This window comes from Methyloceanibacter superfactus (genome assembly GCF_001723305.1).
Taxonomy (GTDB): Bacteria; Pseudomonadota; Alphaproteobacteria; order Rhizobiales; family Methyloligellaceae; genus Methyloceanibacter; species Methyloceanibacter superfactus.
In genome coordinates, this window is sequence record NZ_LPWF01000034.1 from 1 (window position 1) to 14,567 (window position 14,567).

General features: G+C 65.7%; 16 protein-coding genes and 1 pseudogene. 11 read left to right on the forward strand and 6 right to left on the reverse strand.

Annotation, left to right across the window (positions count from 1 at the left end):
* The first annotated feature begins 231 nt into the window (after positions 1 to 231).
* From queE to AUC69_RS13560, 5 genes are all read left to right on the forward strand, one after another.
* Positions 232 to 867 (forward strand): 7-carboxy-7-deazaguanine synthase, encoded by a 636-nt coding sequence (gene queE / locus AUC69_RS13545; RefSeq protein WP_069442628.1) that lies wholly within the window; start codon positions 232 to 234, stop codon positions 865 to 867.
* A gap of 59 nt (positions 868 to 926) precedes the next feature.
* The gene (locus tag AUC69_RS13550) at positions 927 to 1,307 is read left to right on the forward strand and encodes a 6-pyruvoyl trahydropterin synthase family protein (protein ID WP_069442629.1); all 381 of its coding nucleotides are present in this window, start codon (positions 927 to 929) and stop codon (positions 1,305 to 1,307) included.
* Between the two features lie 4 nt (positions 1,308 to 1,311).
* Positions 1,312 to 1,773 (forward strand): preQ(1) synthase, encoded by a 462-nt coding sequence (gene queF / locus AUC69_RS13555; RefSeq protein WP_069442630.1) that lies wholly within the window; start codon positions 1,312 to 1,314, stop codon positions 1,771 to 1,773.
* Positions 1,774 to 1,862: 89 nt separating this feature from the next.
* A complete protein-coding gene (locus AUC69_RS17560) occupies positions 1,863 to 2,006 on the forward strand; it encodes a hypothetical protein (RefSeq protein ID WP_158008124.1) in 144 nt (47 codons plus the stop codon).
* Complete coding sequence (locus tag AUC69_RS13560; RefSeq protein WP_069442631.1) at positions 2,003 to 2,755, forward strand: hypothetical protein; 753 nt, start codon at positions 2,003 to 2,005, stop codon at positions 2,753 to 2,755. Before AUC69_RS17560 ends, AUC69_RS13560 begins: the two co-directional genes overlap by 4 nt.
* Positions 2,756 to 2,778: 23 nt before the next feature.
* Here AUC69_RS13560 and kdsA read toward each other — a convergent pair whose 3' ends face one another.
* Entirely contained in the window at positions 2,779 to 3,627 is an 849-nt protein-coding gene (kdsA, locus tag AUC69_RS13565) for a 3-deoxy-8-phosphooctulonate synthase (protein WP_425283546.1), read from the reverse strand.
* A 131-nt stretch (positions 3,628 to 3,758) separates the two neighbouring features.
* On the opposite strand from kdsA, the pseudogene AUC69_RS13570 reads away from it, so the two are divergent.
* A pseudogene (locus AUC69_RS13570) lies at positions 3,759 to 4,528 on the forward strand (aquaporin).
* Here AUC69_RS13570 and AUC69_RS13575 read toward each other — a convergent pair.
* The 5 genes from AUC69_RS13575 to tpiA form a co-directional block, all read right to left on the reverse strand.
* Positions 4,428 to 4,973: a GFA family protein gene (locus AUC69_RS13575; RefSeq protein ID WP_083239456.1), complete on the reverse strand. Its 546-nt coding sequence runs from the start codon at positions 4,971 to 4,973 to the stop codon at positions 4,428 to 4,430. The pseudogene AUC69_RS13570 and the gene AUC69_RS13575 sit on opposite strands and share 101 nt — an antisense overlap.
* Positions 4,974 to 4,979: 6 nt before the next feature.
* Complete coding sequence (locus AUC69_RS13580) at positions 4,980 to 6,608, reverse strand: CTP synthase (protein ID WP_069442634.1); 1,629 nt, start codon at positions 6,606 to 6,608, stop codon at positions 4,980 to 4,982.
* Positions 6,609 to 6,695: 87 nt separating this feature from the next.
* Entirely contained in the window at positions 6,696 to 7,058 is a 363-nt protein-coding gene (gene secG, locus AUC69_RS13585) for a preprotein translocase subunit SecG (protein WP_069442635.1), read from the reverse strand.
* The gene (locus tag AUC69_RS13590; RefSeq protein WP_069442636.1) at positions 7,055 to 7,744 is read right to left on the reverse strand and encodes a hypothetical protein; all 690 of its coding nucleotides are present in this window, start codon (positions 7,742 to 7,744) and stop codon (positions 7,055 to 7,057) included. Before AUC69_RS13590 ends, secG begins: the two co-directional genes overlap by 4 nt.
* A gap of 101 nt (positions 7,745 to 7,845) precedes the next feature.
* Positions 7,846 to 8,619 carry a triose-phosphate isomerase gene (gene tpiA / locus AUC69_RS13595; RefSeq protein ID WP_069442637.1) on the reverse strand — a complete coding sequence of 258 codons (774 nt, stop codon included), beginning with the start codon at positions 8,617 to 8,619 and terminating at the stop codon, positions 7,846 to 7,848.
* A 194-nt stretch (positions 8,620 to 8,813) separates the two neighbouring features.
* Between tpiA and AUC69_RS13600 the strand changes: the two genes are divergently transcribed.
* The 5 genes from AUC69_RS13600 (at position 8,814) to trpD (ending at position 14,566) form a co-directional block, all read left to right on the forward strand.
* Complete coding sequence (locus AUC69_RS13600; protein WP_069442638.1) at positions 8,814 to 10,715, forward strand: peptidylprolyl isomerase; 1,902 nt, start codon at positions 8,814 to 8,816, stop codon at positions 10,713 to 10,715.
* Positions 10,712 to 12,277: an anthranilate synthase component I gene (gene trpE, locus AUC69_RS13605; RefSeq protein ID WP_069442639.1), complete on the forward strand. Its 1,566-nt coding sequence runs from the start codon at positions 10,712 to 10,714 to the stop codon at positions 12,275 to 12,277. The genes AUC69_RS13600 and trpE overlap by 4 nt, the downstream gene beginning before the upstream one ends.
* 18 nt (positions 12,278 to 12,295) lie before the next feature.
* Positions 12,296 to 12,817 carry a SixA phosphatase family protein gene (locus AUC69_RS13610; protein WP_069442640.1) on the forward strand — a complete coding sequence of 174 codons (522 nt, stop codon included), beginning with the start codon at positions 12,296 to 12,298 and terminating at the stop codon, positions 12,815 to 12,817.
* A 71-nt stretch (positions 12,818 to 12,888) separates the two neighbouring features.
* On the forward strand, positions 12,889 to 13,509 hold the full coding sequence (locus AUC69_RS13615; RefSeq protein WP_069442641.1) for an anthranilate synthase component II: 621 nt from the start codon (positions 12,889 to 12,891) through the stop codon (positions 13,507 to 13,509).
* On the forward strand, positions 13,499 to 14,566 hold the full coding sequence (gene trpD, locus AUC69_RS13620; RefSeq protein WP_193427422.1) for an anthranilate phosphoribosyltransferase: 1,068 nt from the start codon (positions 13,499 to 13,501) through the stop codon (positions 14,564 to 14,566). Before AUC69_RS13615 ends, trpD begins: the two co-directional genes overlap by 11 nt.
* Position 14,567: the final 1 nt, after the last annotated feature.

The window sequence follows — 14,567 nt, forward strand, 5'->3', positions numbered from 1 at the left end:
AAGGGGGCCTGATATCGCCGGATGTGGCGCGCCGTGACGGCGCCCGCCGCGGGTCCCGCAAGGGACCCGCGGAACCTATAAGGATCTTGCGCCAAGCGGCGCGCCACCCCCCTCATCGCGAGGGGATTTCATGGGAGATGAGGGAGAGCAAAGCGCAAGCGCGGTGCGTGCATCGCGGCACTGAGACCGCATGTCTTGCGTCCCGCGGCCGAAAGGACCAATTTCCCGCCCATGTACGCGGTTAAGGAGATCTATTACACGCTGCAAGGCGAAGGCGCCCAGGCCGGGCGGCCGGCGGTGTTCTGCCGTTTCGCCGGCTGCAATCTCTGGTCGGGCCGCGAGCAAGACGCGGCCGATGCGGTGTGCAATTTCTGCGACACGGATTTCGTCGGCACCGATGGGCCCGGTGGCGGCAAGTTCGCGGACGCCGACGCCCTCGCGCGGGCCTGCCGGGAAGCCTGGCGCGGCAATTCCGGCACGCCGCCCTTCGTGGTGCTGACCGGGGGCGAGCCCATGCTGCAAGTGGACGAGGCCTTGGTGGCCGCACTCCACACGGTCGGCTTCGAGGTCGCCATCGAGACCAACGGCACCCTGCCCGTTCTCCCCTCCATCGACTGGGTGTGCGTGAGTCCCAAGGCCGGCGCGCCGTTGCGGCAGCGCTCGGGCGATGAGCTGAAGCTCGTCTATCCGCAAGACCGGCTGTGGCCCGACGAGGTTCAGACGCTCGACTTCACCCATTTCCTGCTCCAGCCCCTGGATGACGGGTCGGGAGCGCCGGAAAATGTCCGCGCCGCCATTGATTATTGCCTGGCGCACCCGAAATGGCGCTTGAGCCTTCAGACCCACAAGCTGCTGGGCTTACCTTGAGCGCCGGAATCGGGCTCCAACCCCTGGTCCGGCAAGGCGAAATCCCCTAAACAGCCCCCATGCGTATCTACAAAGAATTCTTTTTCGAGGCCGCGCACTTTCTGCCGTCGGCACCGCCCGGTCACCCCAATTCGCGGGTGCACGGACATTCGTTCCGTGCACGCATCACCGTGGACGGCGAGCCGGACGAAGAGACCGGCATCATCGTGCATTTCGATGAGCTGGAGGCGGCCGTGGCGGACGCGCGCGCCGCGCTCGATCACCGCATGCTCAACGACGTGGAGGGGCTCGCCTTCCCGACCCTGGAGCGCATCGCCATGTGGCTGTGGGACCGGCTGCATAACCGGCTGCCCGGGCTGGTCGAGATCGTGGTCGCCCGCGATTCCTGCCATGAGGGTTGCGTCTATAACGGCCCGCCCATGCGGCTCGCGGCGGAGTAGACCAATGACGCGCAAGATCACCGGACTCAAGCAATTGGGGCACGAGAGTCCCGTCCCCAATTCGCCCGACGAGGCGGAGCTCGAGCGCGTGCCCAATCCGCACGCCGGCACCGCTTATGTGGCGCGCTTTACCGCGCCGGAGTTCACCTGCCTTTGCCCGGTTACGGGCCAACCGGATTTCGCCCATCTCGTGGTCGACTACGCGCCCGGCAAATGGCTATTGGAATCGAAATCCTTCAAGCTCTTTCTCGCCAGCTTCCGCAATGCGAGCGCCTTCCACGAGGATGCGACGATCACCATCGGCAAGCGGATCGTCGATCTGGTCGAGCCGGCCTGGCTTCGCATCGGCGGCTATTGGTATCCGCGCGGCGGCATTCCCATCGACGTCTTCTGGCAGTATGGGACGCCGCCCGAGGGGGTGTGGATTCCCGATCAAGGTGTGGCGCCCTATCGCGGCCGCGGGTAAGTGACCGATCTCGTCATCACCAACGGCGACGCGGCCGGCGAATTGCTTCGCCGCACGCTGCCGGGCGCGAGGTCCTGCCTTGGCGGGACGTGCTGCATGAAGGCCCCGTCCCGCTCACCGAGACGCTCGAAGACCTGACCGCCGGCCGCATCGAGTATCTGGCCGCGCCGGCGGCGGTGAGATCGGGGCCATCGAGTTCGAGCTCACGGCGCGCGATCGGGGGCTTGCCATGAGCCCCAAGTTCGACCGCGTGGTGCTGTGGTTCGAGCACGATCTCTACGATCAGCTCCAGCTGCTTCAGGTGCTCGACTGGTTCGCCGATCATCCGGCTAGAGCCGGCACGCTGCTGCTGGTCCAGGTGGATGACTATATCGGGCGCCTGGAGCCTGAAGCGATTTCCGACCTTGCGGCGACCGCGAGGCCGGTCACGCAAGCCCAGCTCGATCTCGCCAAGCGCGCCTGGGCGGCCTTGCGTCAGCCGACGCCGGAAGCCTGGGCGGGGCTGCTCGAAGAAGACACATCCGCCCTTCCCTTCTTGCGGCCCGCCATCCTTCGCATGCTGGAGGAGTTGCCGGGGACCGACGGGCTGTCGCGGACCGAGCGGCAGATGCTGGCGACCATCGAGGCCGGCGAGTCCCTCACGGCGCTCGCGGTCTTTGTCGCCACGCAGAAGATGGAAGACGCAGAGTTCCTGGGCGACTGGAGCTTTTGGCGGATGCTCGATCAGCTGGCGCTCGCCGATGAGCCGCTGGTTGCCGGGCTCGAGGCGGCGCCCTTTCAGCACACGGACCCGGAACTGGCGAAGGCCTATCTCACGAGCCGGCTCAGCCTTACCTCGCTCGGCAAGGCCGTGCTGGCCGGCGGCGCGGATTGGGCCAAGCATGACCGGATCGATCGATGGTGGGGGGGCACGCATCTCACCGAGGACGCGCTGTGGCGGTGGGATCAGGTTGCGGAGAAACTTATCCCCGCGTCCGTCTGACAGGCGACAATGGCGGCTCGATATTAAGCAGGGCGGCCGGAGCGCTTCACGAGACGATCGATATCAATCAATTCGGCAAGGAGCGGCTCGAGCTCTTTCAGCGGCACCATGTTGGGGCCGTCCGACGGCGCCTTGTCGGGGTCCTGGTGGGTCTCGATGAAGACCCCGGCCACACCGACAGCCACCGCGGCCCTGGCCAGCACCGGCACGAAACGCCGCTCGCCGCCGCTCGTGGCCCCCTGCCCCCCGGGCTGCTGCACGGAGTGGGTCGCGTCGAAAATGACTGGGGCGCCGGTTTCAGCGAGGATCGGCAGCGCGCGCATGTCGGACACGAGCGTGTTGTAGCCGAAGGACACGCCGCGTTCGGTAACGAGCACATTCGGATTGCCGGCACCGACCACCTTGGCCACCACATGGCGCATGTCCCACGGCGCGAGGAATTGCCCCTTCTTCACGTTGACCGGCTTGCCGGTGCGCGCCGCCGCCAGCAGAAGATCGGTCTGGCGGCAGAGAAAGGCCGGGATCTGCAGCACGTCCACTGCTTCGGCCACGGCGGCGCATTGGTCGGGTTCATGCACGTCGGTGACGACGGGAAGCCCCGTGACCGCGCGGATCTCGGCGAAGATGGGCAGCGCCTCCTTCAAGCCGAGGCCCCGGGCGCTGCCGGCGCTCGTGCGGTTGGCTTTGTCGAAGGACGATTTGTAGACCAGCCCGATCCCCAGCCGGCCGGCGATCTCTTTCAGCGCGGCGGCCGTCTCGAGAGCATGAGACAGGCTTTCCAGGGCGCACGGACCGGCCATCAGCGCGAGGGGCAAGTCATTGCCGAACTTGGCGTTTCCGACAGCGACGGCGGCGTTCGGCGCGAGTTTCATGGCTTCGTTCATGGGCGGACCATGGGGCCAGCCAGGCTGAGCGTCAACTGTGGGGATAGACAGGACTCCGCTTGCTGGCTTGGCAGCGAGTTTGACAAGATGTCGAGCTTTTTCTGGGGGGAGATACATCTATGAAAAGAGCGATTGCGGAATTTATCGGTACATTTGCTTTGGTGCTTATCGGCTGCGGCACGGCAGTCATCGCGGGTATGGGTAGCGGCCCCACCGCAGTCGACGTGCTGGGCATCGCCACGGCGTTCGGCCTCACGATCGTGGCGATGGCTTACGGCATCGGCCAAGTCTCGGGTTGCCACATCAATCCGGCCGTCAGCTTCGGCGTGCTGGTGGCAGGGCGTATGACGCCTGGAGATTTCGTGATGTATGTGGTGGCGCAAGTCCTCGGCGCGATCGCCGGCGCCGCGGTGCTGTACCTCATCCTGACGGGAAAGGCATCCGGTTGGACGGGTTCGCTTGGACAGAACGGCTGGGGACCCGGCTATCTCGGCGAGTACAACGTGACGTCCGCGTTCGTGTATGAGGTGGCCGGCACGTTTCTGTTTCTCGTGTGCATTCTCGGCGTCACGCAGAAGGGAGCACCTGTCGGACTGGCAGGTCTGGCGATCGGATTGACGCTCGTCGCTCTCCACTTGCTCGGGATCAATGTCACGGGGACGTCGGTCAATCCGCCCGCTCGTTTGGGCCGGCCATCGTCGGCGTGGCGACCAATCCGCAGGCGCTTGCCCAAATGTGGCTGTTCGTCGTCGCGCCGCTCATCGGCGCGGGGGCCGCAGGCTTGCTGTTCAAGTCAGGCGTGCTCGCCGGCGACGATGTGATCCCGGCGCGCGGTGGTGGAAAATCCGATGTGCCGCCTGCCGCTTCGGCGCCACGTAAGCGGCGCTAGGCTTTTCGAGTAGGCCGGCCTCAATCGGGTTCCGTGCGACTCCATTGGGGCCGGCTCTTCTCATAGCGCCGGACGACGCTCGGAAATTCGGGCAGCCAGGCTCGCGCCGGATGGTCCAAAGCTCGTAGGTCGGCGCGAAGAGGCCGACCTCGTCGAACGATCCGGGGTAGAGATAGAACTCGTCGTCGCGGCCATAGGTCGAATGGATCTGCGCGCCGCACTTGGCGCAGGCATGGCGCCGCACATTCTCGCTGCTGGTGAAGGTGATGACCTCGCCGGTGACGGTCACGGCTTCGGGCGGATACACCGCATAGAAGTTGAACGGTGCGCCGTGCGCTTTCCGGCAGGTCAGGCAGTGGCAGACGCCGACGCGATAGGGCTCTCCCCTCGCCTCGAAGCGCACCTGGCCGCAGGCGCATCCGCCTTTGTGAATGGTGTCGGACATTGCGAACTACACGAGACGGCTCTGCTCCACGGCGGCGCCGATGAAGGACTTGAACAGCGGATGCGGCGCGAAGGGCCGCGACTTCAGCTCGGGGTGGAACTGCACGCCGATGAACCAGGGATGCTCGGGAATCTCGACGATCTCCGGCAGCAGCCCGTCCGGCGACAGACCCGAGAAGCGCAAGCCCGCCGCCTCGAGCTTGTTGCGGTAACGCATGTTCACCTCGTAGCGGTGGCGGTGATTGCTCGGAGATACGCGTGCGCCGTAAATTTTCGCGACCTCGCTGCCCTTGGCGAGCACGGCGTCGTAGGCGCCGAGACGCATGGTGCCGCCGAGATCGCCGTTCTGCTCGCGCCGCTCCAGTTCCTCGCCGCGCATCCATTCGGTCATGAGGCCGATCACCGGCTCCTCCGTCGGACCGAACTCGGTGGAGCTGGCGCCCTCGATGCCGGCGAGATCGCGGGCGACCTCGACCACCGCCATCTGCATGCCGAAGCAAATGCCGAAAATAGGGAAGTCCGCGGGTGCGGGCATAGCGAGCCGCGTGGATCTTGCCTCGGCGCCACGCTCACCGAACCCGCCCGGCACGAGGATGCCGTTGACGTCCTCGAGATAGGCGGCCGGGTTCTCACTCTCGAAGACCTGGGACTCGATCCATTCGAGATTGACCTTGACCTTGTTGGCGATGCCGCCATGGACCAGGGCCTCGTTCAAGGATTTGTAGGCGTCCTTGAGCCCGGTATATTTGCCGACGATGGCCACGGTGACCTCGCCGTCAGGCTCGGCGACGGTCTCGGAGATCTCCTGCCACATGCGAAGATCGGGCTCCGGCGCATTGGTGATGCCGAAAGCCGCGAGCAGCTCGCGGTCGAGCCCTTCCCGGTGATAGGCGATGGGCACGTCGTAGATGCTTTGGACGTCGAGCGCCTGGATGACCGCCTCGGGGCGGACATTGCAGAACAGCGCGATCTTGCGGCGCTCGTCGCTCGGCAGCGGACGGTCGGCGCGGCACAACAGGACGTCGGGCTGGATGCCGATGGAGCGCAGCTCCTTGACCGAATGCTGGGTCGGCTTTGTCTTCAGCTCGCCGGCGCTCGGAATGAACGGCACGAGCGTCAGATGGATGAAGGCGGTGTCGCCGCGCGGCAGCTCGTTGCCGAGCTGGCGGATGGCCTCGAAGAACGGCAGGCCCTCGATATCGCCGACGGTGCCGCCGATCTCGCACAGCACGAAGTCCACGTCCTCGTTGCCGGTGGTGACGAAGGCCTTGATGGCGTCGGTGACGTGGGGAATGACCTGGACGGTGGCGCCGAGAAAGTCGCCGCGGCGTTCCTTGGCGATGATCTCCTGATAGATGCGCCCGGTGGTGATGTTGTCGGCCTGGCGGGCCGGGCGTCCGGTGAAGCGCTCGTAGTGACCGAGATCGAGGATCGTCTCGGCGCCGTCGTCGGTGACGAACACCTCGCCGTGCTGATAGGGGCTCATGGTTCCCGGATCGACATTGAGATAGGGGTCTAGCTTGCACAGCCGGACGCTAAAACCCCGCGCCTGCAGCAGCGCACCAAGCGCTGCTGAAGCGAGCCCCTTGCCGAGTGAGGAAACCACGCCGCCGGTGATGAAGACGTACCGCGCCATGGGCCTCGACCATATACCGAGTCCGCGCCGAGGCGTACCCCCGAAACACGCGCAGACGTCTTGCCGCAGGATTTCCTGTGAGAAACGCTACTCGGACTGGGGCGCTTGCGGTGCCGCAGGTGCCGCCGGGATCGCCGGAGCCGGAGTGGCGGGAACTTGAAGCGGCGCGAGACCGTTCTCGGAGCCTGCCGGCAGGATGGACGGCGTGCCGCCGGTATGGGTGGCTAGGATCGACAGGGTCATGCTCGTTGCGAAGAAACACGCAGCAAGCACCGCCGTCGCCTTGGTCAACGCGTTGCCGGCGCTGCGGCCCGTCATGAAGCCGCCGCCAGCGCCGCCGCCACCGCCACCGCCGATGCCGAGCGCGCCGCCTTCGGAGCGCTGGAGCAGCACGACGCCCACGAGGGCCACGGCAACCATGATGTGAATCAGAAGAAGAACAGTACTCATTGTGTCGCCTTGGTCTTAGGAGGCGCTGTCTTATCCGAATCTGCCACCGTTTGGCTAGGGCCTGGATCGGGTTCGAGGGATGTTGTGATTTCCTTGGGAGTTGAGCCCGGATCGGGCTCGAGGGCCTCCTCGGCCAAATCTTCGACCGACTCTTCATCCGGCTCGGCGTCGCCGGACTCTTGGCCGGCCTCGGCATTGGCCGATTCGAGCTCCGTCTCCTCCGCACCGGTCTCGTCCGCGCCGGCCTCGGCTGCCGCAGCGGTCGACAGAGACGGCTTGCGGAGCGGCAGGAGCGAGTTCGCCGCGGCGCCGGCAAGGACCTGGCTCGGCGTGCTCTCGGCCACCTGGAGCTTGGGCACGGGCGGCTTGCGGTCCGGCAAGGGCACGGGCTTGGGCTTCGGCATCACCACGCCGTCGGTCCGGCAACGGAAAGCGACTTTCGCCTCGACCTGGAGATATTGCCTGACCTGCTCGATCTCCTCGGTGCTGTGCAGGTGGTCTTTGACCCAGTCGGGACCGCGCGCGAGGGCTGCCTTGACCTCGCCGGTCAGTAGACTCTGGCGTTCCGCCTTGAGGGCCCTACAAGCGTCAGGGTCGAGCGGCTCGGCGCGAGCGCCGATAGCCAGCAACGTGACCGCGCACACCGCGAGCAGCGCGACGGTTATGAGGCGCGAAGACGGCGTCATGGTTCTGGGAAAACCATCCCCCCTGCCACGATCAATTCGCCACAATGGCCAAGATTGCCTGATTTGCCAAGCCCCGTCCCCATAAGAGTTTTTCGGGGCGGTCACGCTTTGCCTCCGGCCCGGTAAACCTCGATAATGGCGTAGAAATCATCGGCCTTGAGGCTTGCGCCGCCGACCAAGGCGCCGTTGACGTCGGGCACGAAGAGGAGTTCGGCCGCGTTGGCGGGCTTCACCGAGCCACCGTATAGGAGCCGCATGGCACCGCTCTCGTTTTGCCCGAGCAATTGGCTGAGAACCCCACGGATGAAGCCATGGACCTCGGCCACATCGGCCGGCGTCGGCGTGAGCCCTGAGCCGATGGCCCAGACCGGCTCGTAGGCGATCACGGTATTGGCGGCACGGGCCTCTTCCGGCACCGATCCGCGCAATTGGCGCTTGAGCACGTCGAGGGTCTCGCCGTCACGGTGCTGGGCTTCCGTCTCGCCGATGCAGATGATGGCGGTGAGTCCGGCGCGGTAAGCCGCCAGCGCCTTGGCATTGACGAGTGAGTCGGGCTCGCCATGGTCGATGCGGCGCTCGGAATGGCCAACGATGACGGCGGTGGCGCCGGCATCGGCCAGCATTTCGGCGGAAATGTCGCCTGTGTGAGCCCCGGAGACCAAGGGATGACAATCCTGCGCGCCGAGCTCGATATCGCTGCCGGCAAGGACCTCGCGCGCGCGCGCAAGCAACGTCGCCGGTGGGCAGACCATGATTTCGGCCTCTGGAACAGGCGCTTGCGCCAACCGTTGGCGCAAGGCGCCAAGCTCGGCCAACGCGCTGTCGAGGCCGTTCATCTTCCAATTGCCCGCGACGAGCGGCCTGATCGCAGTCAAATCCCCCTCCGTTCCCGCCTTGTCTGACGCCCCCGCGTCTGACGGTTTTTTCCCGGCATTCTTGGTTATTTAGCAGGTCGAGCGCAGCTTGCCGCGCTGGCCCTTGCTACCTATGATGCGCGCGCCGCGCTGGACCGTCCTAGCATCGGACGCCAGCGCGGCTTTGGCAAATAGTGAAAGAAGGTATTCGAGGCGTGGCACTCGACACATTGCGCAAAGGCGCCGGCCGGACGTTCGGCCTCATTCTCGTCGGCCTCCTGGTGGTGAGCTTCGCCATTTGGGGCATCGCCGACATTTTCACCGGTTACGGCAGCCAGACCCTGATCCGTGTCGGCGACACCGACATCAACTCGCAGGACTATTTGCGCGCGCAGCAGGATGTGTTGCGGTCGATGAGCCAACAGGCCGGCCGCAGCCTCAGCATGCAGGAAGCCAGGGCGCTCGGTCTTGAGACGCGGGCGCTGGAGCGGCTCGTCGGCGGCGCGGCCGTGGATACGCACGCGAACCATCTCGGCCTCGGCATCAGCGACGATGCCCTGCTGGCGCAGATCATGAAGGACCCCAGCTTTCAGGATCCGGAGGGGAATTTCAGCCCGATCGCATTTCAGCAGGCGTTGCGCACCATCGGCATGAACGAGGCGGCCTATCTCTACTCCTTGCGGGAGCAGAATCTCCGCCGCCAGCTCCTCACCACGGTCGGCGACGTTTCGAGCAGCCCGCAAGTGCTGGTCGATGCGCTGAACCGCTTTAACCAGGAGCGGCGCAGCTTGCGTTACGTTCTCGTGTCGGAAGCCGCGGCCGGTACGGTCGCCGCGCCCACCGAGGAAGCACTCAAGACCTACTATGACAATCACCCGGCGAAGTTCACGCAGCCGGAATATCGCAAGCTCGGCATCCTGGCGGTGACACCCGACACGGTCAAAGACCAGATCGCTATCAGCGAGGACGACCTCAAGGCGGCCTACGAAGCGCAGAAGGACAAGCTCGGCGAGCCGGAGCGCCGTCATTTGCAGCAGATCGCCCTCCCCGACATGGAGGCGGCCAAAGCGGCCTCCGAGAAAATCAAGGCGGGTACCGACTTCGTCCAGGTGGCGAAAGACTTGGGCTTGAGCGAGAGCGACATCGATCTCGGCAGCGTCGCGCGCAGCGAGCTGGCCGACCCCGCGATTGCCGAGGAAGCCTTCAAGCTCGACGCCAATGCGGTCAGCGAGCCGATCGCCGGGAAGCTCGGCAGCGTCGTGCTCATCAGGGTGACGGCGATCGAGCCGGGCAAGACCAAGACCTACGAAGAGGCTAAGCCCGATATCGAGAAGCAGATCCTCAAGGACCATGCCTCCGGCGCCATCTTCGACATGCATGACCGCGTGGAGGACGAGCTTGCCGCGGGGTCCACGCTCGAAGAAGCCGCCACCAAGCTGTCGCTCGACTATCAGCTTATCGATCAGGTGGACCGCGAAGGCCGCAAGCCGGACGGATCCACTGTCACCCTGCCGGCGCAGAAGGAGGTGCTGATCGGCGCCTTCGCCACGGATACGGGGATCGAGAACGATCCGATCGATGCGCGGGACGAAGGTGTCGTTTGGTACGAGGTGCTGGGCGTCACGCCCGAGCAGCTCAAGCCGTTCGATCAGGTGCGCGACGAGGTTGCGAAGGACTGGCAGGCCGAGGAGACCCGGAAGCAAGTCGCCAAATTTTCGCAGGATCTCGTCACGGCGCTCAGTAGCGGCAGCAAGACACTTGAAGACGTCGCCAAGGAACTCAGTGTGGAGGTGTTGCCAACCTCTCCCTTGAAGCGGGACGATGTCACGGTGAATGTGCTGCCGCCAGCGGTGGCGCAGGCCTTTACCCTTCCCAAGGGCGGCTATGGCTCAGCGCCGTCGGGTGTCGAGGAAGGTCGGATCGTCTTCCAGGTGGCCGACGTGGTGGCGCCGGAACCGCTGGACGAACGGGCCGCCAAGCGGCTCAAGACGCAGCTTGGACTTCTCATGAGCGAAGACACGATCGCGGAATATTTCGGCGCGCTGGAAAGCCGCTACGGTGTCAGCGTCAATCAGCAGGCGCTGGCCAAGCTGGTGGGGACTAGCGAGCAGCCATGAGTTCAGCGCCGGCCCCGGTCACGCCGTTACCGCAGACGGGTGGGGCCGCTCCGATCGAGCCGGACTTCACGACCTTCGCGCGCCTGTATGACGAAGGCGTGCCGCAGGTGGCGTGGACGCGGCTGGTCGCCGATCTGGAGACGCCGGTGTCGGCGATGCTGAAGGTCGCCCATGAGCGGCCGAACAGCTTTCTCTTGGAATCGGTCGAGGGCGGCGCCACGCGGGGCCGCTACTCAATCATCGGCTGCGAGCCCGACGTCATCTGGCGCGCCGAGGGCAACAGGGCCGAGATCAACCGCGCGCCCTTGTCCGATCCGGACGGCTTCGAGCCATCGCCGTCGCCGGCGCTCGCGTCGTTGCGCGCGCTGCTAGCAGAGTCGGCGATCGCCTTGCCCCATGAGCTGCCGCCCATGGCGGCCGGCATCTTCGGCTATATGGGCTACGACACGGTGCGGCTGATCGAGGATTTGCCGTCCGGCAAGCCCGATCCGCTGGATCTGCCCGACAGCATCATGGTGCGGCCGACGCTGATCGTCATCTTCGACAGCGTCAAAGACGAAATGACCGTGGTGACGCCCGCGCGGCCCACGCCTGGCGTCAGCGCCAAGGCGGCCTATGCGCGCGCCGCCGAGCGTCTCAATGTCGTCCTGGAGCGACTCGACCAGCCTCTGCCGCATGTGGGCGAGCTTGATGCAGATGCCCCTCACCCGGCGCCGAAAGCGACCACCACGCCCGAGGCCTATATGGCCAAGGTGGCGCGCGCCAAGGAGTATATTTCCGCCGGCGACATCTTCCAGGTGGTGCTGAGCCAGCGCTTCGAGGCGCCGTTCGAGCTCCCCTCCTTCGCGCTCTATCGGGCGCTGCGCCGGGTCAATCCGTCGCCGTTTCTCTATTACCTGAACTTCGGAGATTTCGCCGTGGTGGGATCGAGCCCGGAGATCCTCGTGCGGGTGCGCAAGGGCGAGGTCACCATCAGGCCGATCGCCGGTACGCGGCCGCGCGGCGCCACGCCCGAACAAGACAAAGCCCTGGCCGAGGAGCTTCTCGCCGACACGAAAGAGCGGGCCGAGCATTTGATGCTGCTCGATCTCGGACGCAACGATGTGGGGCGCGTGGCCGAAGTGGGCAGCGTGCGCGTCACCGACAGCTTCTTCCTCGAATATTACAGTCAGGTCATGCATATCGTGTCCAATGTCGAGGGGAAGCTCGATGCGAGCCACGACGCGGTCGATGCGCTCATGGCAGGCTTCCCGGCGGGCACCGTTTCGGGGGCGCCCAAGGTGCGCGCCATGGAGATCATCGATGAGCTCGAGGACGACGCGCGCGGCATCTATGCGGGCTGCGTCGGCTATTTCTCGGCGGACGGCGAGATGGACAGTTGCATCGTGCTGCGGACCTCGGTGGTGAAGGACGGCGTCATGTATGTGCAGGCGGGCGCGGGGCTGGTTGCCGATTCCGTACCGGAGCGCGAGCAGGCCGAGTGCGTGAGCAAGGCCGGCGCTTTGTTCAAGGCCGCCGACGAGGCCGTGCGCTTCGCCGCGCGCGCCAAACGCGGCCAATAGTTCGGAGCGGCGGACCAGATGCTCACCCTCAGCCTTCTCCGCCACGCCAAGTCGAGCTGGAAGAATCCCTCCCTGCCGGACCGCGAGCGGCCGCTGGCCTCGCGTGGTATCGCCGATGCACCGATCATGGGCCGCGCCATGACCGAGCGCGGCATCGACCCCGAACTCGTGCTGTGCTCCTCGGCACGGCGCACGGTCGACACCTTGGCGTTGGTGCTGCCGGAACTGAAGGTCGAGCCGAAGGTCGAGTATGAGGACGCGCTCTATCACGCAAGCCCGGCGGAAATGCTTGATATGCTTCGCGCGATCCAGCCGGGCGCCAGCCGGGTCATGATGGTCGGCCATAATCCCGAAATTCAGAGGCTGGCGCTCGACCTGATCGGGTCAGGGCCGAAACACATGCGGGATAAGCTGCAGGAGAAATATCCGACCGCCGGGCTCGTGGTCATCAACTTCACGGCCGGGCTGTGGTCGAGCATCGACGTCAACAGCGGTAGCCTGAACCTGTTCCTCACGCCTAGAGAGTTGCGGGCCGGTTGAGGTCTTGTGACGGTCCGGCGTAACTCCCAGCTAACTTGACGGGCACTCCGCCCGAGGCGTAACACCAAGCCATGCTGACCCTGATCGATAACTACGACAGCTTCACCTACAATCTCGTTCATTTCCTTGGAGAATTGGGCGCGAGCACGCAGGTGTACCGCAACGACAAGGTCACCGTGGACGAGGTGCTGGCGGAAGGCCCCGAGGCCATCGTGCTGTCGCCCGGCCCGTGCGATCCGGATCGTGCCGGCATTTGCCTGGAGCTGATCGCCCGTGCCGGACCGGTGGTGCCGATCCTCGGCGTGTGCCTCGGTCATCAGGCCATCGGCCAGGTCTATGGCGGCAAGGTGGTGCGGGCGCCTTATCTGATGCACGGCAAGCTGTCCAAAGTGCATCACACGGGCAAGGGCCTGTTCGCCGGCCTGCCCCAGGACTTTTCCGCCACGCGCTATCATTCCTTGGTGGTCGACCGCGACACTCTGCCCGAGGAGCTCGAGATCACCGCGGAGACCGCCGACGGCATTATCATGGGCCTGCAGCACAAGCGCTATCCCGTGCATGGCGTTCAGTTCCATCCCGAGAGCATTGCCTCAGAGCACGGCCACCAGTTGCTGGCCAATTTCCTGGATCTCGCCCGCGTCGAGCGCGCGCGCCGCGGAACCTCAAAAAAAGAAGCGGTCGGTGCCCTCTAGTCCGGCGCCCGCCAGCGCCGCCGACACCGAAGCAGCGGCGCCGAGCCTGCGTGCCGCCATCAACAAGGTGGCGGCCGGCGAATCCTTGAACCAACACGAAGCCGCCGAGGCCTTCGAGCTGATCATGTCCGGCGGCGCCACCGATGCGCAAATCGGCGCGCTGGTGATGGGCATGCGCGTGCGCGGCGAGACGGTGGACGAGATCGCCGGGGCCGCCCGCGTGCTGCGGGCGAAGGCGGTCCGCGTTGACGCGCCCGAGGGCGCCATCGACACATGCGGTACGGGCGGCGACGCCAAGGGCACCCACAATATCTCGACCTGCACCGCCTTCGTGGTCGCGGGCGCCGGCGTGCCCGTGGCCAAGCACGGCAACCGGTCGATCTCCTCCCGCTCGGGCTCGGCGGATGTGCTTGCCGCGCTCGGCGTCAATATCGAGTGCGGGCCCAAGGTCATCGAGCATTGCCTGAAGGAATGCGGGCTCGGTTTCATGTTCGCCCCGGCGCATCATGCCGCCATGCGTCACGTGGCCAAGGTTCGGGCCGAGCTCGGCACGCGCACCATCTTCAATCTGCTGGGCCCGTTGGCGAACCCTGCTGCCGCGCCCTATCAAGTGGTCGGCGTGTTCGACGAGAAATGGGTCGAGCCCATCGCCCGGGTGCTTGCCATGCTCGGGGTGGAGCGGGCCTGGGTGGTGCATGGCGCCGACGGTTTGGACGAGCTCACCACCACCAATGTCAGCCACGTGGCGGTGCTCGACCAAGGCAAGATCTCGACCTTCAAGATCTCACCGCGCAATGCGGGGCTCCCTGACGCGAAGCCCGAGGATCTGGTTGGCGGCGACGCCACCGAGAACGCGGCTCATCTCCGGGCGGTGCTGCAAGGCAATCAAGGCCCGTTGCGGGATATCGTGCTTCTGAACGCCGCGGCGGCGCTGCTCGTGGCCGGCAAGGCCAAGACCTTGCGCGACGGGGTGGCGCTCGCGGCGGCCTCCATCGATAGCGGCAAGGCTCTCGGCGTGCTCGAAGCGCTCGTTAAGCTCAGCCATGATAAGGTCTGAG